This is a genomic window from Agarilytica rhodophyticola (genome assembly GCF_002157225.2).
Lineage (GTDB): Bacteria > Pseudomonadota > Gammaproteobacteria > Pseudomonadales > Cellvibrionaceae > Agarilytica > Agarilytica rhodophyticola.
The window spans coordinates 2,947,755-2,970,137 of record NZ_CP020038.1; the positions used below are offsets into that span (position 1 = coordinate 2,947,755).

At 42.7% G+C, this 22,383-nt stretch carries 7 protein-coding genes; 6 read left to right on the forward strand and 1 reads right to left on the reverse strand.

All coding sequences use genetic code 11. The features are described 5' to 3' along the window. The first annotated feature begins 14 nt into the window (after positions 1-14). Positions 15-998: an AgmX/PglI C-terminal domain-containing protein gene (locus BVC89_RS12555; protein WP_086931514.1), complete on the forward strand. Its 984-nt coding sequence runs from the start codon at positions 15-17 to the stop codon at positions 996-998. A 16-nt stretch (positions 999-1,014) separates the two neighbouring features. Here the strand turns inward: BVC89_RS12555 and BVC89_RS12560 are convergent, their stop codons facing one another. Next, positions 1,015-1,476 (reverse strand): helix-turn-helix domain-containing protein, encoded by a 462-nt coding sequence (locus tag BVC89_RS12560; protein ID WP_086931515.1) that lies wholly within the window; start codon positions 1,474-1,476, stop codon positions 1,015-1,017. 694 nt (positions 1,477-2,170) lie between these two features. On the opposite strand from BVC89_RS12560, the gene BVC89_RS12565 reads away from it, so the two are divergent. From BVC89_RS12565 to BVC89_RS12585, 5 genes are all read left to right on the forward strand, one after another. Next, positions 2,171-4,096, forward strand: coding sequence for a hypothetical protein (locus BVC89_RS12565; RefSeq protein ID WP_086931516.1), 1,926 nt, complete (start codon positions 2,171-2,173; stop codon positions 4,094-4,096). Positions 4,097-4,463: 367 nt separating this feature from the next. Next, a complete protein-coding gene (locus BVC89_RS12570; protein ID WP_086931517.1) occupies positions 4,464-5,339 on the forward strand; it encodes a hypothetical protein in 876 nt (291 codons plus the stop codon). A gap of 500 nt (positions 5,340-5,839) precedes the next feature. Continuing rightward, positions 5,840-6,727 (forward strand): hypothetical protein, encoded by an 888-nt coding sequence (locus BVC89_RS12575; RefSeq protein ID WP_086931518.1) that lies wholly within the window; start codon positions 5,840-5,842, stop codon positions 6,725-6,727. A gap of 14 nt (positions 6,728-6,741) precedes the next feature. After that, positions 6,742-7,989 (forward strand): hypothetical protein, encoded by a 1,248-nt coding sequence (locus tag BVC89_RS12580; RefSeq protein WP_086931519.1) that lies wholly within the window; start codon positions 6,742-6,744, stop codon positions 7,987-7,989. 984 nt (positions 7,990-8,973) lie between these two features. Next, positions 8,974-22,266, forward strand: coding sequence for a beta strand repeat-containing protein (locus BVC89_RS12585; RefSeq protein ID WP_086931520.1), 13,293 nt, complete (start codon positions 8,974-8,976; stop codon positions 22,264-22,266). Positions 22,267-22,383: the final 117 nt, after the last annotated feature.

Here is a 22,383-nt window from a genome sequence, read left to right on the forward strand (position 1 = left end):
TTGTTTATAACACCATGACGGCACGCCACTTACGCAACTACAGCACTCTCGCGCTGAGCTGGGCTCCCGACAGCCAACCGCAGGAAACGCGAGTATTTTACGCAATTATCGCCATTGTCATGGCGATAATGCTCGTGATTGCTGTTGTGGTGACATCTATCGATGTACCGCCAAAGGAGCGCGTTGCGCGTCAAGCGGTGCCAGAACGTGTAGCGCAATTTATTAATCAGCAACAAAAACCTGAACCACCTAAACCTACGGTCGCGCCCACACCGGTGCCAACGCCAATACCTACGCCTAAACCCAAGGTGGTCAGACGCACGGAAACCGAAGCTGAGAAAAAGAAGCCTCTAACCGAAGTTGAAAAACAAGCGCGTGATAAAGCGCAAAAAAGCGGTTTACTAGCCTTGAGCGCTGAAATTGCCGACCTTATCGACACCACAGACGTCAGTGCTAATGTAGGCGCTAAGGTAAAAAAATCCTCCAAAAGCGCCCAACAAGTGGCGGCTTTGGATACCAGTGCCTTGACCAAAACTGCTGGCCAAGGCAGCGGTGGTGTGAATACTTCAGACTATGTCGGTGGTGTCAGTTCCACCCAACTTTCTCAGCGTGAAATTGCTTTAGTCAATGCCTCGTTATTGAAAGGCGATACTGTTGAAGGTAGTGCATCTGCAAGTGCAGCTGAGCGGGGCAAAGAGCGTTCCGGCAATGTTCGCTCTGAAGAGGAAGTGACCATGGTGTTCGACCAAAATAAAGGCCCCTTATACTCCATATACAACCGTGAGCGGCGCAAAAAGCCTGGGCTGAAAGGGAAAATTGTATTGGAAATTACCATCGCACCCAATGGTTCTGTCACAGCGGTGAAAATTACCTCTAGTGAACTCAATGACCCGAAACTTGAAAAGCGCTTAGTTGCGCGCATTAAGAATTTCAAGTTTACAGCAAAAGAAGTGGAGACAGTGACGGTGACTTTCCCAATAGAGTTTTTACCGTCATAGAGTGTGCTAGTAGGCTTTATATCTTGCCTTTAACATAAACATTATAGAGTTTGCGAAAATGGTTGGGTGGCAGCCCCGTCCAACGTTTGAATGCGTTGATTAATCCCGTTCTATCTTTAAAATCCAACATCGGGAAAATATCTTCCACTCGTTTACCTTCCAATAAGTATTCAATGGCGTAGTGTTTTCTAACAAGGTCGCGCAGGTTAGAAAAATTAGTGCCTTCTTGGCTTAAGTGGCTTTGTAAGGTTCTCGTGGGAATATCCAGCTCTTGGGCAATATCAGCAATTTCCAGGGGCGATTTGCCAAGGCGCATCTGTAGCGACATCATCACGCGGTTTGTCCAGCCAAAAAAAGTAGGCAGACGGGCAAGTTCAATATGATACGTAATAATCCTTTGGTAGTGTTTTTCTATTTCCTTAATATCAGTACTTTTTAAATCGAATGTCTGGTCGGAAAATTTACCGGAATCCGACATATTACAAGATCCTTATTTGAGTGTATTGTGAGTTTGTTATTATTGTCTTGCTTACAATATATCGCTGTTTTTAGCCGGTGTTATTAACTTCCGGCTGTATTCAGCTATATCCAAATCTAATCCTTGCTGAGCCAGAATCAGTAGAGTGCCATTATATACCTTTTAAGGAAAAATTGATAAAAATGAAAAGTACTTCATTCAGCTTTGTATTCCAACTTTATTATGACAACCAAGCCCTGCAACAAAATGAACAAATGGGGATTTTGTTAAGGGTTATTATTCTCCGTGGACGAATGCCATAAGAGTCAACAATTTTGAATCCGTGTGGCGGTTGGGCGTAAAAAGCGACCTCATAAACATAAAGTTGATAAGGTTTTTTAAGGTGCCACAATAGGGAGGAATGCGGTTTTTTGTCCATATTTTTTCAACTATTTGAAGTCCATATCATAGAACTTAGCAACACTTTTTGAGAGAATCACAAGATCCAACACTGGGACACTAATTCGATAAACAAGATAAACAATATAAATAAGACTACAGACGAAATAAGAACATAAATTAACAATGTAACTAAGAACACACGATAAGTAATACGACATCGCCGATAACAGACATTAGATTCTGCTAGGCAATAGATAATTATTACTATCCAACGATATCCCTTACACACTTTCCAACATGGAGTTATTCACAGATGGTATGTGATCTCAAATCATTGCGCTCAATTTGTATCCTCACCTCCGCGTCTTTTATTATTGCTGCCTGCGGTGGCAGCGGAGGCGGCGGCTCCCCGACACCAACGCCCGTGCCACCTGATACCACTCCCAATACCTTCACCCTGACGCCATCGGGCGGTGCGGAAATAAGTACTGTTATTACATCAGATGCCATTACAGTAGCAGGTATAAACGCGGCGACGGCCATTAGTGTTGCCGGCGGGGAATACTCGATTAATTCAGGCACATTTACCGCAGCAGCAGGCACCGTCACCAATGGTCAAATGGTGCAAGTGCGTGGCACCTCATCGGACATGTTTGATCAAACCGCCACCGTACGACTCACCATTGGCGGCGTTAGTGGCGATTTTGTGATCACCACGCGTATGCTCGACACCACACCCGACGCCTTTACCTTTACCGCCGCCACTGGTGCTGCACTATCTGCCGTGGTTACGTCCAATGCCATTACCGTTGCCGGCATTGACAATAGCGCCCCGATCTCCATTACCGATGGCGAATACAGCATAGACAGCGGCACCTTTACCACTAGCGCCGGTACGGTAGATGATGGCCAAAGTGTACAAGTAAGACGCACCTCCTCAAGCACCGTCTCCACAGATGTTAGCACTACACTGGATATTGGTGGTGTCACCAGCACCTTTACCATCACCACCCTCGCTGATGGCACCGACCCACAAGCCACCATCGCCTTTCCGCCGCCAGTTTCTATGACAGAAGGCACAACGGTGAATATTCGCGGCACCGCAAGCGATGATACCAGTGGTGTAAGTTCCGTCATGGTCAATGGTGTGGCAGCAACCGCAACCGGCCCCAACGGTACTTTTGACACCTGGGAAATTGAAAACCTGCCCCTAACGGCTGATAGCGACAACACCCTCAATGTAGTGGTAAGCGATGCAGCCGGCAATAGCACTACCACATCAGTCATGGTAAAAAGCGATACGGCAATGGGAGATTTTCCTGATAGTAATAATCCGCTGTCTTTTCCTTCAGGTATTGCATTTGACTCTGCTAGGAACCTAATTTATATCAGTGATCGTGATTTAAAGGCGATATTTTCTGTTAATCTAATGACAGGGGTACGTGAGATATTATCTGATAACATGACCCAGAATATTTCGACACCTCTCGATTTACCTGAGGGATTGTTAATCGATGAAACCAACGAAATCCTATGGGTAAGTGATGCGTTAGCTGGAACTATTTTTGAGGTAAGGTTGAATGGTGGTCTGCGAGAAGTTAAATCCAGTAGCACTGTACCTGATAGTATTTTACCTTTTAGTGCGCCACGTGAAATGATTCTTGATCCAAATGATGCCAGTAGGTTATTAGTTTCAGATCAAAATTTTGGCATTACAACTATGAATATAGCGGGTGGTGGTAGAACAGTATTCTCAAGCCAAAGACCTGATCGTGGGCCTGTACCAAGTACAGATACCTCAAATAGAATTCTAAATGCACGTGGAATAGTATTTGATGATGCAGATAATCGCCTATTTCTTGTAGATAGTCAGCTCCTTCTCATTTATAGCCTTGATCCTTTAACCGGCGCACGTACAATATTTAGTGATGCCATGACTCCAGCTTTTGATGATCCTAGAACATTGGTAATAGACAGGGAAAGAAATCGCCTATTAGTTAATAACGATGGTGCTATTGATGGCTTAATTGAGGTAGATCTTGATACAGGAACACGTTTAATTTTTTCAGACTCTACGACACCTGATAATGTAAATGCCTTTAGTCAACCAGAAGAAATTCACTACGATGATAGTCTAGGTTATGCCTTTGTTGTTGATAGAATTCTAGATGCAGTACTAGCGGTAGATATTGTTTCTGGCGAACGTGTTTTTATCTCTCGTGGCGATAGTGTAGATTAATTTAGTATTAATGTGTTAAGTAAATGGCGGAGTATCTGTGAGTAATACACTTCGTCATTTATTGTCATAATAAAAAGCTTTCAGCCATGTTTTGCGACTAGTTATATACTTCAAACAATTAAAGTGCTAAGACTCTTCCTATAAGGATTTTATAAACGTGCAATTGGAACTGTGCCTCCTACTTTTACCTAAAACCTCCTGCACTAAAGAGAAAACCTTATATTAAGACTTAAGAAAATTAGTATTAACTGAATTGGCTTTAATCTTAAACAGTGTCTTCTTGCAAATGTTTATAAGTGGAAATTTTTTTTTCAGCTTTTTATATTTGTAAATTTAGTATCGTAATATTAATAAGGTTTTAATTTTTATGTCCTTAATAAAGCGCTTATTGGCTTCAAGTAAGCACCCTTATATAGAAGGCTTAGATAATCCAGACTATTTAGAAACAAATTTATCTGGCAATAGCTTTAGTATATCGGTGCCTTGTCATAGTAGTGATAGACGTGAAGTTAAAATGCTACCCAATATTAATATTTATGACACTACGGCTTATGCAGATTTAACAAAAGCCAGAACAATCGAGTATTGCAAAGAACAATTTGACTATTTAACGGTGTTACAGCGTAGCTCAACGGTATATGGCGTACTGTGGCGTGATACCTATTTGTGTACAATTGGTTGCTTAATATTTGTAATGGATACGGCGCCTTTGGGCAATAATATCTCGTGTTTTGCGCCAGAACAGTTTGAGGCCATTATGCTGCATGATACCTACCATGCGATTGGCCCAGGTAGTGGAGCCAATCAATATATTACTCCGCTTAATTGGAAAGTACGTACCATTAATGGCGTACAATGGATAGCCTATGAGGCTCATCCGGATCGGGAAATGTACAAGAATTCGGGGCATATTGGTGGAGGTAGGGGCTTACGAAGGTATCTTTTTACCCCTTTAGACGATACCAAATATCTTACCGTTAATTTTACTTCTTTTGGCTATTCTCCCAAAGAATATTGCTTTCCTTTTTTGCGGAGTGTAATGGACTCTGTTACAAATACTTTAAATTTAACGCTAACGGATTCCTTACAACAACGTCAACAGCAAGTTTTGGAAATATGTAAGCAAAAAAAATATTCCGAAACACGAGATCCTGAACCTTGGGTCTACCATAAATTGGATTCTAGATATAATATTCTTAAGCGAGGATCGCCACCGCCAGTTATTCCTTCAATGGATTTATAGCAGGTGCAAGCCTTGTACTTACAAGTATTCGGTAAACATAGCTAAATCCCTAATAGCCGTTATTCGATATAGCTTTTAGCGTTTTTCTACCTTGTTATTACAATGAAGGAGGGCGGATACTCTAATCTGGCTTTAGAGTAGAGATCTTGTTCTAAAAGAATGTGATTTCTTACTTGTTATAGATAAAGATCATATTCTATAATTATGATCGTTTTTTAAACGGATATTCTTTAGTGTATTCAATAAATGTCATACTAGACTAACAACCGGAAGTGTATTTGCCCCTATGTTCGAAAGACTCCTTCTACCAAAGCAAAAGCCTTATATAGTACGTCCACTACATGGTTCTGATACAAAGCCATTTACATTATACAACATTGGCCATCAATACTTTGAAAGTAAAACAAGATCTTAATAGACCAAGCGATGTGTATTACAATCAAGTAACTTGTGGCAATAAGGCTACTATATAAAATTATTAGCATAGGGTTTTAGTTTATATGTCATTGATAAAGCGCTTACTGGCTTCAAGTAAGCATCCTTATATAGAAGGCTTAGATAATCCAGACTATTTAGAAACAAATTTATCCGGCAATAGCTTTAGTATATCGGTGCCTTGTCATAGTAGCGAAACCCGAGAAGTTAAAATTCAGACCAATATTAATATTTATGACACTACGGCTTATGCAGATTTAACAAAAACCCGAACAATCGAGTATAGAAAAGAACAATTAAACTACTTGACGATATTGCAACGAAGTTCGAATGTATATGGCGTAGTGTGGCGTGACACCTATTTATGTGCAGTCGATTGCTTTGTTTTTGTAATGGATGCCGCCCCTTTTGGTGATGGTGTCTCATGTTTTGCGCCAGAACAGTTTGAGGCAATCACGCTGCACGACACTTATCATGCAGTTGGCCCTGGTGGGGTTGGCAATCAGCATATCACTCCGATTAATTGGAAAATTCGTACTATTAATGCCGTTAAGTGGATAGAGTATGAAGCTCATCCGGATCAGGAAAAGTACAAAAACTCAGGGAATATTAGCGGAGGTAAGGGTTTACGAAAATATCTTTTTACTCCTCTGGATGATAACAAATATCTCACTGTTAAGTTTTTATCTTATGGTTACTCCCCAAAAGAATATTGTTTTCCTTTTTTACGAGGTGTGATGGATTCTATTACAAGTACTTTGGATTTAACTCTGACAGATTCTATGTTGCTGCGTCAGCAGCAAGTGCTAGAGCTTTGTGATCAAAAAACATATTCAGCAACACGTGATCCGGAACCTTGGGTTTATCATAAGCTTGATTCCGATGACAATATTCTTAAACGCGGGTCACCCCCTCCATCTATCCCTTTAATTAAAAATTTATATCATTCTTAAGCAAGGACAATATTATGGCAAGTAATTCAGGGTTTAAGCGAATTTATTCACGATATGCGGGGGCAGGCCGAGATGTATATGTCGATGCAGCGTCTTATCCCGTATTTATGGGGATTAAGGAGAATTATCAGAAAGATTATAATTTGATGACCATTTATCGAGCTGTTGTTGGGCTAAATGCAGACGCTCTTAATAGTCGCACCCTAAATAGGGCCGGGGACTTTCGCACCTATAAATTTGAAGGTAGCAGTTTTGATTACTATATGAGTAATGGCAGTATTTTTATTGAAAAGTTAGTACTGTCAGATGCTCAGCGAAGCGAAACAGGTGTATACCAAGTTAGGAAAGCACTAGGTAGTTGGGAGATAAAATCTGAAAAGCTTCGAGCTATTAAAGATGCACCACAAAAGCGTTGGAAGGATGCGGTAAGAAAAAGTAATCCCACTGCTATTTACGCTGCGGTGTCGGGCAAATTTGATACCCATGAAGATGCTGGGCGTGAGCTGGGCGAGCATATTATTAAAGCTTATGATCAGACCAGAAGCCTTAATATTAATGAAGCAGGCAATGAAGATGACGAATATACATTATTTTATGTAAGTAAAAAGCAACATAAAAACCCTACTACCGCTGAAGAACTTGCCTCTATTATTCAGCAAGCAAGCAAGGCTAATACCCCTGTTAATTGGTTGGTGCATGGGGAAGGCTGCCATACATTTAAGGCCGCATCCGATATAATGAAGCGTAGCCCGGCTAATACGGCTAAGCAGCAGTCAAATGTTGGCGTACGTTCCGAGACAAATGCAATGTATCAACTGTCGGACTCTGGTCATCAAGTATATTTCTCCAATCCTCTAGATCTATCAGATAAAGAGTTAGAAAAAGCTTGCGAGGCAGCAGGAGCACATTATGCAGGTGTTAATAGAAACCCCTATAATTTACGTGATAAGCTGGTTGTGAAAACAACAGCGATTGAATTAGCCAAAAAAGCATCGTCTTACACGGCCAAAGGTGGTGGCGCTACAGCAGTGGCAATTGCCACTAAAGAAGTGGGCATGACAGCGGCGGTTAAGGCGATGCCGACACTTTTTGCAAGTATGACTTCAGGCCAATATGTCGTCGCAGCTGCGGCCTTAATTACAATAGGTGTTACGGCTGTAGATTCATTTAAGAAGCATTCTGGTAAGCCAAAGTCCTTAGCTAAAATTTTCGAGTCTACGTTTAGAAAGGGAAATCAGAAATGGGCTGAAGCGGATGCTTAAAGGGAGTAATTAGGCCACCTAGGATAGACTGATTTTTATTTATTTGGGGTAGATACACATGTATCTACCCCAATAGTATCCAGTTACAATATATGTTTTGACCCTTTCTGTTATGCCTTGGTATTGATAATGGCAAATAGTAAATAATCTTTTCCTATTATTTACAATCCGCAACTGTCCATAGAGAATCTTATTTGTCGCCATAATCTCTAAATATTTATGGCGTCATTTATAAAAACTCACCTCGCCAATATAGCACTTATGGTGTATTTCTGAGAAAATTAAAGCGCATAAAATAATAGGTGGCTTTGCCTTGTGTATTGGGGCAGCTAGCACAGTGCGAGCCTAATGTAATGATCATTTTGGTAATAATTGTGCTGGCTTTTGCGGCGTTAATAAGGGTGACATTCATCAGGGGCTGGTGAAAAATCCTAAAGGGGTTATCACACTAGAATAATTGGGTGATATGTCTTTTGTTAGGAGCTGAGAGCCACTTCTTTTGGTGCGTAAATCATTAAAAGTGCTGGATGTGTGGCAAAAATATAACAAATTTCAGATTTTTATTACTTTTTTTGGTTGTTTTGTGTACAGTTCGCCCTTCGATAATAAATGCCCCTAAGTGTTCTGATATGGTCTGAATACCTAGTCGTTAGCATACGTAGCCTATAGATCGGAAGGGTAGAGCAAATTTACGATAACAAAAAAACTATTGGGGTCATGATAAGCCCATTGTGTGCCACGGGCTGATATCTGCTGCTATAGCGGTGGTAACTGTCACCAAAGGTGCTACAGCGTTGGTAACTGCCACTAAAAAAAATGCAACTAAATGTGTAAATCGATTCGTATATTGAGAAATGTGTATATCTAAGGCCAGTGCCTAAGTTGCTGGTTATGTGTATTAAAAAACGCACAGGCGAAATACTGTGCTGTGTTGATTGTTAAAATCTCCCGCCAAGGGACGTGACATACCTATAGGAAAAGTATATGAGACGCGCAGTTTCCCGTCGTGTGCTTACAGGTTCTTCTGTTTCTCGCCGTTTATTACCTTCATCTTCTAACAAGAGCACCTTGAAAAAGTGGACCTTGAAAAAGTGCGCCTTAAGCCTGGCCATCTCCAGCCTAATTCTGGCGGAAACGGCATCTGCCGGGCCTGAAGGGGGGCAGATTGTCGGTGGCGCAGGTAATATTAACCGTTCCGGTAATACCACCACGATCAATCAAAATACCGAGCGTTTGGCCATTGACTGGCAGAGCTTTGATGTGGGCAGTGATGAGCGTGTTAACTTTGTACAACCGGGCAGTTCCTCGGTGGCTTTAAACCGTATTTTAAGTAACTACGGTTCGCAAATTAATGGCCGTATCGATGCCAATGGTCATGTGGTGTTGGTCAACCCTAACGGTATCGTCTTTGGTGCCGGCTCAGTCATTAATGCCGGGGGGATTTTAGCCAGTGGTTTATCTATTGACCCTGCCGACTTTATGAATGGGGACTACACCTTTAAGGCCCTAGAAGGCACCGATGGTGTAGTGATTAACTCCGGCCTAATTAACGCCGCCACTGGTGGCAGTGTCGCTCTGATTGGTCAACAAGTGGAAAACCAAGGCTTGATTAGCGCACAACTGGGCAGTGTCACCCTAGCGGCAGGTAAGGAAGCGGTTGTTACTTTTGATGCAGCAGGTTTATTAGGTGTGCGGGTGAGCGAAGCCGTGCTGCAAGAAGACATCGGTGTGGATGCGGCGGTAATCAATAGCGGGGAGATTACTGCCGAAAATGGCCAGATATTATTATCTGCCAGTGTTAGTGAAGATATTTTTTCCCAGGCAGTAAATGCCGGCGGTCTTAGTGATGCCCGCAGTGTGGTGGTGCATGATGATGGTTCCTTTACCTTGGGTGCCGGTGCCGATGTGGTGAATAGCGGCAGTATCAGCACTTCGGGCGATAACGCCGGTGATATTGTGGTACTGGGGGAAAATATTACCAGTGCCGGCAGAATTACCGCTGATACTACCGCTTTTAATGCCTCTGTCTCAGAAGCGGGTGGTAGGATTGAAGTTCATAGTCAAGATACCACCTTACTGACAGAAAACAGCCTAACGTCTGCCACTTCCAATCACGGCCATGGGGGGGATATTAAAGCCTTGGGCGATAAGGTAGGCCTTAGCGATCAGGCTGTAATTAATGCTTCTGGTGGCACCGGTGGCGGCCAAGTATTAGTAGGTGGCGATCGCACAGGCGCTAACCCATTAATACGTAATGCCGATTTTATTTACCTTGGTGAACACACCAATATTTCAGCCGATGCCTTAATCAATGGCGATGGTGGCCGTGTGATCACCTTTGCCAATAATACCGCGCGTATTTATGGCGATTTATCTGCCCGTGGCGGAGCCTTGGGGGGGAATGGTGGGTTTATTGAAACCTCGGGTTTATTGGGGTTTGAAATTCTAAATGCACCGGATATTTCTTCAGTGTTGGGAAGTGGTGGCGAGTGGTTGATTGATCCTAACAATATAACTATTAATAGTTTAGGTGTTACTACAGGAATAATGGATAGTGACCCCCTATTTACTTCAAATGCAGATGGTGCTCGTATAGATGTAGGTATATTGACCTCGGCTTTAAATAATAGTGGTGCAGGAGCTACTGTAACTTTACAAACTGCTGACACTATGGGATCGATAGAGAATGGTGACATTACTTTTAATACTGCTTTAATTTATTCGGGTAGTAGTAGTACTTTGGTTTTAAATGCACATGGAAATATTGACACTGGTGGGAATGAAATAAGCTCGTCTAATAATGCTCTCAATCTACAATTCAATGCTGACTTTGAAGACTCCGCCGGCGACGTTATTTTAGGCAGTTCAACTATTGATACAAACGGCGGTAATTTTCTCATTAATAGTAATGGTGTTGTTACATCGTCGGGTTTTATAAGTACAAATGACGGTAATAACGATCCTGACTTTATTTTTACCGCAGGCGATTTAACCGTTAATGCCGCTAGCTTTTCATCTACAGGCTCAATTGATGTTAGCTCTTTTGCTGGCGATGGAAATATTAATATTACTACCTCAGGCACTACAGCTTTAAATACCATTGCTATAGGTGAGCGTGGTAATGATAATAGTGATATGGGTGAAGTAGGCAGTTCAAGATTATTAGTGGATGCGCAAAATATTAATCTAAATGGAAGTATTGCCTATGGTGAAAATGGATCGACGAGTACACATAATCTTACCTTTGATCTTAGCGCCAGAGATGATATTAACTTTAATGGCATTAACATCGATAATGAAAGTGGGAATGATGTTTTAAATATTACCTTGGCAGCGGGTGGCGATATTGCTATCCAAGCATCTGATTCACAGGGTAATAATATTTGGTTAACAGGTGGTAATTTTACGGTAACTTCGGCCCGTAACTTTACCATTGGCAATGCCACAGTCCCCAGCGATACACGAGATTTTGTTGGCACTGAAGGCGGCGATATTACTATTGGTGCAAGTGGTGCAGCGATTACGGGTAATTTTAATAGCGATTTTGATAACGCCTCCTTATTTACCTATATTAATAATGGCTCTGAAAATAATAATAGCGGCGATAGTTCTCCTGGTAGTTCTAGTGATATTAGGAGAACCGGTGATATTACTATTCATGCTGATGGTGATATCAGCTTGGGAAGATTGGATGCAACGGCACTTGATTTTTCCGATGTCAATAACTGGGATTATAATGGCAGTGATGATGTCACCATTACCATTGCAGCTGGAGACGACTTAACCTTTCATCGCAATTTTAATTTTGAGCGCATGATAGGAACGGGTACCAATATTTTTAATTTCTCAGCGGGAAATGCCGCTATTCCAGCTATGCCAACGGCTGATCAGCTGAATTCTGAAATTCAAGTGCTTGCCAATATCTCAAGCCCTGATGATGTTGCCGATATAACTTTTACCAGCAATTTTACCCGTCCCACCAGTTTTATTCTTGATGGCATCGTCGCAAATACCGGGGCATTTACTGCACCCGGTAGTAATTTAATTATCGATCTTAATAATACGGTTACCCTTAATGGGCCCATAGCAATTAATGAAATTACCGTACGCACCGATGGCCTTATTCAACAAACGGATGTAGCCGGTACAATAGTTAATGGTGGTACCGCTATTTTTAATACTGACCGTGACAATGGTGGAAATCCTTTTGATATTATTTTAACGGGAAATAATGACTTTAATAGCTCATCGTTAATTATCGAAGCTGCAAATAATGCCACACTCAATGATATTGATCGCTTATTGATTGGTGGTAGCTCAGCGTCAACTATTTTTGGTAATTTAGTGGCGACGTCCAATGCACCCAGTGGCCAAGGTATTGTGGATGATGGTGCCGTTACGGTAATGGGAACTGCATCTTTAATAGCTCGTGGTCTTACGATTGAACTCGACCAAACTAATTTTATGGGTGAGGTGAATATTAATACCTCAGGGGTGAGTAGTCCTAGCGAAAACGGTGGTGATGTTTCGATTACTGGTAGCGATAGTATTACCCTAGGCAGTGTGCATACTTTTGGTTTAGATCCAGATAATAACGATGCGGGTAATATCACTATTACCGTTAGTGATAATTTTACGGCTAATGGCGCTATCAGGGCAAATGGAACAAATAGTGGTAACCCAGGAAATATTACCGTTAATGGCAATGCAAACAATAACACGTTCACTATTGGCAGCGGCGCTACCTGGAGCGGTGGTACTTTTACCATTAATGGCTTAGGTGGTTCTGGCGATACTTTAGTTGGCCCTGATCAACTAGCGCCAGCGTTTAATAACTGGCAAATAACCGGCGCCAATAGCGGCACCCTTAATTCTGTTTTTAATTTTAATACCATTGAAAATCTTACCGGTGGCAGCGGCCAGGATAATTTTGAATTTACCAACAGCAGCGCAGCTCTTAGTGGCAATGTAGATGGTGCCGACGGCGTTAATGATAGTGTGAGTTTTGCTGCAACTATTACCAATGCAGTCATGGTGCGTCTCAGTGAGTTTTTAAATATTGAAAGCTTTAGCGGCGCTGCGAATGCTGACAGTACAATCATTGCTGATGCTGGCGTTGTTAATAGCTGGACGATTGATGGTGTGGATTCTGGTGATGTAAACGGCATCGACTTTTCTGATTTTGATAATCTTACCGGCAACGCACTTGATGATACTTTTAACTTTGCTAATGGTGGCAGCCTCTCTGGCACCATAGATGGAGCAGGTGAAAGCGTTAACGATACGGTCAGCTATGCTGCCGTTACTACGGCAGTTACTGCAAATTTAGATAATTTTTCAAATATTGAGGTGGTTGCCGGTAATGCTGTGGCGGGCACCACCTTAGTGGGTGCTAATAGCGTTAATACCTGGGATATCGATGGTACTAATAGCGGTAATGTGGGTGGTGTGACTTTCTCCAGCTTTAGAAATATAACTGGTGGCAGTGACGATGATAGTTTTGTGTTTAATGCTAATGGACTAGGCGATATTGAAGGCGTGATTGATGGCGCCAGCCAAAATAATCGTGATACGGTTAGTTATGCAGCCGTAACGGGCGCTATCTCTGTTTCAAGAAGTGATTTTACTAATATTGAGCGAGTTATTGGTAATAATACTAACAGTACCTTTCAAGGTGAAAATACGGTAAATACCTGGACAATTACTGGCATCAACGACGGTAATATTAATGGTTTTGAATTTATAAACTTTAATATTTTAACCGGTGGTACACTGGATGATCGTTTTGTCTTTATGACTGGCGGCAGTATCGATAGCGCTAATGCAGGTGCGCAAACCGGTGAAGATATTGTCGACCTATCTAATCTCGCTTCAGTCAATATCGCTGCTAGTACAACAATTTTTGATGTTAGTGGCTTTGAACGGGTGATTGGCAATAATGACGGGGCCGGTTCAAACAACAGTACCCTAACCGCTACTGATAGTGTTAATGCCTGGGCCATTACCGGAGTTAACGACGGTAATATTAATGGCAGTTTTGCCTTTACCGATTTCAATAATCTTGTCGGGGGCACCGCTAACGATACTTTTACCATTAGCGATGGCGCAAATATTACCGGCACTATTGACGGTGCGGGTACTATGGATACTGACACGGTTAATTTTGCCGCTGTTGCCGGAGCTGTCTCAGTAAGGGCCAGTGACTTTACTAATATTGAGCGTGTTGTTGGTAATAATACTAACAGTACACTGGTTGGTGCGAATGAAGTTAATACCTGGACCATCACTGGCGAAAATGATGGCGATCTCAACGGTTTTTTATTTGAGAATTTTAATCATCTTACCGGTGGCAATAGCGACGATACCTTTATTTTTATGGGCGCTACAAGCAACCTTACTGGAATGGTTGATGCCGGTAGTCAAGCCTCGGGTGATACCGTCGATCTATCAAACCTTGCCTTAGTGAATATTAGTATCGACGTGGCTGACCCTGCGACAAGTACGACGATTTATGGTGTGACAAATGCTGAACGTGTTATTGGTAATAACACTTCTAGTAGATTAAATGGGGCTGATGCTGTTAATACCTGGACGATCACCGGTGCCAACAGCGGTGATATTAACGGTTTATTGTTTGAAAATTTTAATATTTTAGTCGGTGGTGATAACGACGATACTTTTGTTTTTATGAATGACATGAGTACTGTTACCAGTGCTAATGCGGGTATGCAAAACCTTAGAGACACCGTGGATGTGAGTAACATTGCCAACGTCAATGTGGGGGTTAGCAATACGATTCGAGGTGTGAGTGGTGTTGAACGTGTTATTGGTGATAACACTACCAGCGTTCTCACCGGCGGCACGACAAATACCTGGACTATCAATGCTACCAATGCCGGGAGTATTTCCGACGGTGTGTCCACGATTGAATTCCAAGACTTTAACCAACTTGTCGGCGGTGCCGGCGACGATACTTTTGTCTTTATGGATGGTGGCAGTATTACCGGCGCAGCTCGCTCGGTAGATGCAGTCGGTCAAGCTTCGCGAGACACAGTCGACTTATCTAATCTTACAAGCGCTATTGACGAAGATGTAGGTAGCACAATATTTGGTGTGACGAATGTTGAACGTGTTATCGGTAACAATACCAATAGTACTTTACGAGGTGCTGATACGGATAATACTTGGAACATTACTGCAGCCAATAGTGGTAACGTAAACTCTAGCGATTTAATTTTTGTTAACTTTAATAATTTAGTCGGCGGCAGTGCAGATGATAACTTTGTCTTTGCTAATAATTCCAGCAGCGTTGTAAGCATTAATGGTGGTGGCCACACAACGGGCGACGAAGCAGACTATAGAAATATCGACATGATGACGGTCGATCTTACCCTCGGCACTGGCATTGCCAATATCGAAACCTTACGAGGTAACGGCACTGACAGCTTCCTGCGCGGCCAAAACATTACCAATACCTGGACGATTGATGGCACCAACCAAGGAAACGTTAATGGCATTAACTTTTTTGGCTTTACGGATATAGTCGGTGGCGATCGCAACGATACCTTTGTCTTTATGACCGGTGGCAGTATTGCTCGCACTATTGCGGCAGGGAATCAATCTTCGCGCGATACAGTGGATGTCAGAAACTTAACCGTGGCCAATGTGGTGCAAACGGATACCACCGTGTTTGATGTCAGTGGTGTTGAACGTGTTATTGGAAATAATTCTGATACCACTTTAGTGGCAGCCAACCAAGCTAATACTTGGAATATCACTGGCCAAAATGACGGCACCTTAGCAAATTCAAACGGTACTTTGAGTTTTGTTAATGTGAGCAATTTAACTGGTGGTTCCGATGATGATGATTTTACCATCACCTCGGGAAGCAGTATCACCGGTATTATTAATGGCCGTGGTCAAACTAGTGCCGACTCGGTTACCTATCAAACATCCCAAGATATTACCCTTAATACCAATCTTATTAATATCGAACAAATTAATGCTGTAGATAGTACCCTACGAGCGGCTAATATTGACAACAACTGGCTAATCGATGGCACCGACACGGGTGAAGTTAATGGTATTCGCTTTAGTGGCTTTAATAGCCTATTCGGTGGTGACCAAGACGATACCTTTGTGTTCACCGCCACTGGCCAAATTAGTGGCAGTATTGATGCTCTTGGTGAGCGAACCCGTGACACGGTAAATCTTTCAGCCCTAGCCAGTGTGGATATTACCTTGGGAGGAAATGTTCAAGGCGTAGCAGGTGTTGAGCGTATTATTGGTAACGGTAACCAAAGTAATTTACGCGCTGTAAATGGTGATAATACTTGGCAAATTAACGATGTTAATGATGGCACCGTCGCTGGTATAGCGTTTGAAGATTTTAATAATTTATTTGGTGGCAGTGGCGACGACACTTTTAACTTTGCAGTAATGGGATCGATTACTGGCACTATCAACGGCGGTGGCCATACTACCCAAGACACTATTGATTATTCCCAAGTGGGGGCTGTAGATATTACCGTTGGTGATGACTTTACCGAAGTCGAGCGTATTGTCGGTAATAATATTAATAGCCGTTTAACCGCCGCTGATCAAACTAACGCCTGGAATATTGATGATGTTAATGAAGGTACCGTTAGTGGCCTGCGCTTTGTTGACTTTAACTTCCTAGTAGGGGGAGGTCAGCAGGATAACTTCACCTTAGCCGGCGGTTCTATTACGGGCAGTATTGACGGTGCCGGTAACACGGATACTTTAACTGCAGATAATAGTGTAAATACTTGGACCATTACCGGTGTTTCAGAAGGCTCTGTTACTGGTGTAACTTCCTTCTTAAATATTGATGCCTTGGTGGGCAATGCTGGGGTCGATACTTTTGAAATTGATAGTGCATTTGCTGGCAGTATTGATAGTCTAGGCGGTGATGATACCTTTAATTTACGCGCAGATGTCAGCGGCCCAATACAAGCCGGTGCCGACAACGATCAAATTAATATTTTTATCGACGGCTTAACAGCCTCAGTAAATGGTAATGGCGGCACTGATACTCTGACTATACGCCATGCATCAGCGAGCACATGGACAATTCAAAGTGCGGGTCATACGGTTGATAATGTCAGCTTCATTGGTATAGACGTGGCCAATGGTAATAACGCTGTGGATACGGTCACGATATCTACCGACTTTGGTGAATTAAATACCTTAGGGGGTAACGATAGTTTTACCATTGATACTGCCAGTGCTATTACCAGCACATTAAATGCAGGTAGTGGCAACGATACCTTAACCAGTCTTAATAGAGCCAATAACTGGCTAATTGGAACAGACAATACTCTTAACGCCAATATTGCCTTCACCGGCATGCAAACATTTATCGGCGGTGACTTTGTCGATAACTTTACCTTACAAAGCGGCAACATTACCGGAAGTATTCAAGGCGGCGGTGACAATGATTCGCTAACGGTTAACAGTGCCAGTGGCGATATAGTTGCCTGGAATATTAGCGGCGCTGATGTGGGTACTGTTACTGGTGTGGGTGCAGGTTTCTCCAGTATTGAAAATATCACGGGTGGTGAAGGTACGGATAATTTTACCTTTAGCGATACAGGGTCAATTATTAGCGGTCTGATTGATGGCGGTGCGTCGGCCAGCGACACATTAGATCTTAGCATTTTAACTGCCGGGGTCGCGGTGGAGTTGGGTTCCACTGTTACTTCTACTAACCCCGATTCCACTAATATGCCAACTAATATACATGTTAATAATATTGAAACCATAAGCGCCGCCAACGATGCTAATGAGAGCGACGACAATGACACGGAAGTTAATAACTGGTTAACTGTTAGTGACACTATTAATTTAACCTGGACTGTGACCGATCGCAACGGCGGTCAAGTTTTTCCTACTTCGAATCCCAGTGCTGAAAATACTGTTAACTTTGTTAACTTTGGTACCATCATCGGTGGTGATGGAGATGACACCTTTGGTTTAGATGGCGCTAATGCAGAAATCACCGGAAGAATTAACGGTGGCGGCGGTGATAATCGCTTAGATTTTTCTCGCGTAACTGATTTGCTGGTTGTTACTATCGGCGATGATATTAGCGGCACTTTAAATATTAGTAATGTGCAGGGGGTAACCGGTAATAACAATGCTATTTTACGCATTGATGAAGACGATGATCGAACCAATACCTGGACTATCGATGGTGTTAACCGCGGTCGTGTTACCACCGAAGCTAATGGCTCCAGCGACTTTACGTTTACCGCCTTTAATAATCTTGTAGGTGGCGGTGGCCAAGACTTCTTTAATTTTACCGGCGCTGGCAATATTGAAGGATCTATTAATGGTGGCGGCTTCGTATCTGCTGTGGACACCATTGATGCAACAGCCTCCAGTATCGACTTGCAAATACAACTAAGTCAATTGACTCAAGCCACATTAGGCGACGGTTCAACCATTGATGTGGTTGCCGATAATGGTGCGCAGTCTATTGATATCTCTGGTGTAGGCGAAGTCATCGGTGGCGCAACGCGTAATAATACCTTTGTTGGTTTTACCGCTAGCGATAACGCATGGATTGTGATGGGCCAAAACAGTGGTGAAGTTAATGGTGTGACCTTTAGTAATTTTGCCAATCTTACCGGAGGTGGTGCGCAAGACACCTTTAGATTAAATAACAACGATAATATAAGCGGTGTTATCGATGGCGGTGCCGGCACTAATGACCTACTGCAAATGACCAACCTTAATAACGATGTGGTGGTTGCACTGGGTACTGAAAATGCCGGAGATTTAAATGTTCTAGGCATTGAAACTATCGATGCTAATGCCGCTAACAATAACACCATTATCGGTGATAACAATGTTAATCGTTGGCTGGTTAATGGACAGAATAGTGGCCAGATAGGCACGATACAATTTAGCGGCTTTGCCAATCTTACCGGCGGTAGTCAAGACGATACCTTCATACTTGATGGCAACGACAGTATTACAGGTGTTATCGACGGGGGCGCTGAACCTGCAACAGGCAGTGCCAGTGATGTTGTGGATTTAACCGGCTTAGCCAATAATATAAGTGTGGCCTTAGACCCGGCTATCATGGCCGATATTAATGCCACTCGTGTAGAAAATATTAACGCCAATACTGCCAACACCAACACTATTATCGCGGCCAATACTGATAATACCTGGCAAATCAATGCCCAAAATAGTGGGCAAATTAATAGCGCTGTCAACTTTTCTGGTTTCGGCAATTTAACTGGTGGTAATCAAAATGATACTTTTGTTTATCTCGACGGTGGTGCTATCAACGGTGCGGTTGATGGTGGCGGCCAGACGCTAGCCGATATTGTAGATATGAGTGCACAAACCAGTGTGCGTATTCGTATTGGCGATCCTACACAAGGCTTTAATAATATTGAAGAGTTTGTCGGCAATGATAGAGACAGCGAATTAACAGCGGCAAATGTTCGCAATGACTGGGTACTCAACTCTGGCAATAATAGCGGTGTTATTAATGGTGATATTAACTTCAGAGGTTTTAATATTTTAATTGGTGGCAGTGATGTGGACAATTTCAATGTCGCCAACGGCTCTGTCAGTGGCGAAATTCGCGCGGGTGCCGGCAATGATACCTTAACGGTAGATATTATTGACGGCGTTTCTGGAAATGTCAGTTTTGTCGGTAACGACGGTACCGACACAGTTACAGTAAGAGGTGGCAGTGCCAGCGAGCTTTACACCACCAACTACAATGTCTCGCCCACTAATAACCGTGCAACACTGGAATACACACGTAATAGCGCCAGCACAGTAACTAATTACGATGTTAATTATTCTGAGACAGAAACTGTTAACGACCAAGTCTTTTCTAATCAACTGGTTGTAAATGATATTGATGGCCAAGCGGATATATTTAACTTGGCCGATGGCAGTTTTAATTTAAATAGCTTCGCCCAGGTCAATTATTTTAATAAAGAAAATATCCGAATTCTGGCTGAAACTGGCGATGTGGTAAATGTCGATGGCCCAGTGCAAATAAGTAATGTCTTTGAGTTAGTTAATGCTAGTGTAAATGCTGTGGGAGCGGATGCACAAATTCGCGCAGCTGAGGTAATTTTTAATGGTACCGATGCCATTGGCAGCGCCAGCGACCGACTTTCTTTAGATACGGGAAGACTATCTTTGCAAACAGTTGCGGGTGATGTCTTTATTAGCGAAGAAAATGACGTGCAGCTCAGCTCCATTCTCAACCCAACAGGTGTTATTGATATTGTTGCCGGTGGGAATATTAGTGATGAAGGTGTTTTGGCTTCTAACCAGGCTATTCATTTAACAAGTTCTGCGGGAAATATAGTTTTAGATAATGCTAATAATTTTGCTGGCGATATTAATTTAGCTGCTAGTCAAGGCAGTGTGTCGCTGACAAATAATCGAGCTACCCAACTGGGTAATATTGTGGCCCAAACATTTAATGTTACTTCTGGAGGGGCTCTTTTTGATAGCGGTAATATTGATGTTTCGGGCTTGACCACCATTAACGCAGCCAATAACGCGGTGGAGCTAGATTCCACAGGTAATGACTTTGGTAGTATTGTTATTACTAATGCAAGCCAAGTGAGTATCGTGGATAGTAACGATATTATTATTCGACAAAGCGCTGCCGCAGGTGCTTTTAGCGTACAAAGCGAAGGCAACTTAACAACGGATGGCACCATTGAAGGCGCGGATATTTCATTGCTATCGAACTCAGAGATGATTGATGTCGGTAGTCAATTAAGTGCACAGAACACGATTAACTTAAACGGCCAAGGTGTGAGAGTAAGTGGCAATATCGATGTCCAGCAAAATACCAGCGGCAACGCCGTGAGCATTAATGCGGGGGCTGACACAGTCGAACTACTGGGGCAAATTAATGCGACGACCACGTCGGGCGGTGATATTAGTATCGAAGGTGGGCAAATTACTCAGCAAAGTGGCAGTGTTATCAATGGCCGAGATGTGGCTTTAACCTCTGCTAACATTATTGCTCAAAATGGTAATATTAGCGCAAGTCAAAATATTCAGCTGCTCGCACAAAGCGGTGATATTAATGTGGCTGCCGGCACCACTACACAAGGCAATAGTGTTAATTTAACAGCAACCAATGGCAATATTATTAGCGGACAAATTAGCGCACAACAACTTACTGTCAGTGGCGATAGTGGTAATGTTAACATCGCTGCCAATACCACAGTCGGCGGTGATGCCACCATTAGTGGTAACAACGCGATAGTTAGTGGTGATGTTGCCGTGACGGGTAATTTAAACCTAACAAGTGCTCAATCCACTCAGCTGCAAGCCAATATTCAAGCCGGGCAGGCTGATATCACCGCGACCAACGGCGAGATTACAATGGCTGATGGCAGTCGCCTGACCACTACTGGTAATATTAGCTTAAATGCCAATCAGAATATTACCCTCTCTGAATTGGAAGCTAATGGCGAAAATATCACCCTTGTATCCAACACCGGTAGCGTTGGCAGTGTTGCTGGTTCACAGACAAATATTCGTGCGAATGATCTTACCGTCACCACCGAAACAGGGGTTGGGGTTGCTGGTGATGCCCTGGGCTTATCTGTCGCCAGCCTCACTTTAAATAATAATACTGGCAGTGTGTCATTGGTTAACGACCAGGAAATACGGGTTGTGCAGTTGCGTAGCAATAACGATGTGACATTTATCAATACTGCCGGGGATGTAGTATTTGATAACACACCTGATGAGCCTTATATGTTTGAAGGCACTAATGATGCGCGAGTCGCCGGTGGTGTTGCCAATGCCAATTTTGATGTAGGTACCTTAGATTTAAATGTGACCGATGGTGCGGTGCGCGCAATAGGCCCGCTTAATACTTTGCAACCTGATTTAGTCGGCTTTAGAGTAACAGTGCTAAGTCAGGGCTTTGGGGTTAACGGACGTCCTATTGTGGTGTTGGCGAAAGAAGAACTGGTGGTTAACAGCCTTACAGGTTTTCTGCCTATTTTTGCTAATGGTATTAGCCCCAACATCCCATTTCAGCCCGGTAACTTGACCGATTTGTCGAGCTTAATTCAAGGCCGCAATGATTTGTTGGTAAATGTTGAAGCTGCCGAAGAGATTGACCCGGCAGTATTTACTGGAGTGCGCAACTACTCCTATGACAATATTTCAATTCGCCTACCTCGCGACCAACTATTCGAGGAAGACGAGGAATTAAATGAAGAGGAGGAGGACTCTTTCCTTTAATTAACTCGTTATTTATTAATATGGACTGTGGATCTATTAGCAGATGTCGATAGTAGAAGGCTATCGGCATTAATGCCTCTTGATATTTACTTACAATAATCATAAAGACATGATGAA

Excerpts from the sequence above, each read along its gene's own strand:
- BVC89_RS12555 (WP_086931514.1), top strand. The coding sequence starts at position 15 with ATGACGGCACGCCACTTACGCAACTACAGCACTCTCGCGCTGAGCTGG.
- BVC89_RS12560 (WP_086931515.1), bottom strand. The coding sequence starts at position 1,476 with ATGTCGGATTCCGGTAAATTTTCCGACCAGACATTCGATTTAAAAAGT.
- BVC89_RS12565 (WP_086931516.1), top strand. The coding sequence starts at position 2,171 with ATGGTATGTGATCTCAAATCATTGCGCTCAATTTGTATCCTCACCTCC.
- BVC89_RS12570 (WP_086931517.1), top strand. The coding sequence starts at position 4,464 with ATGTCCTTAATAAAGCGCTTATTGGCTTCAAGTAAGCACCCTTATATA.
- BVC89_RS12575 (WP_086931518.1), top strand. The coding sequence starts at position 5,840 with ATGTCATTGATAAAGCGCTTACTGGCTTCAAGTAAGCATCCTTATATA.
- BVC89_RS12580 (WP_086931519.1), top strand. The coding sequence starts at position 6,742 with ATGGCAAGTAATTCAGGGTTTAAGCGAATTTATTCACGATATGCGGGG.
- BVC89_RS12585 (WP_086931520.1), top strand. The coding sequence starts at position 8,974 with ATGAGACGCGCAGTTTCCCGTCGTGTGCTTACAGGTTCTTCTGTTTCT.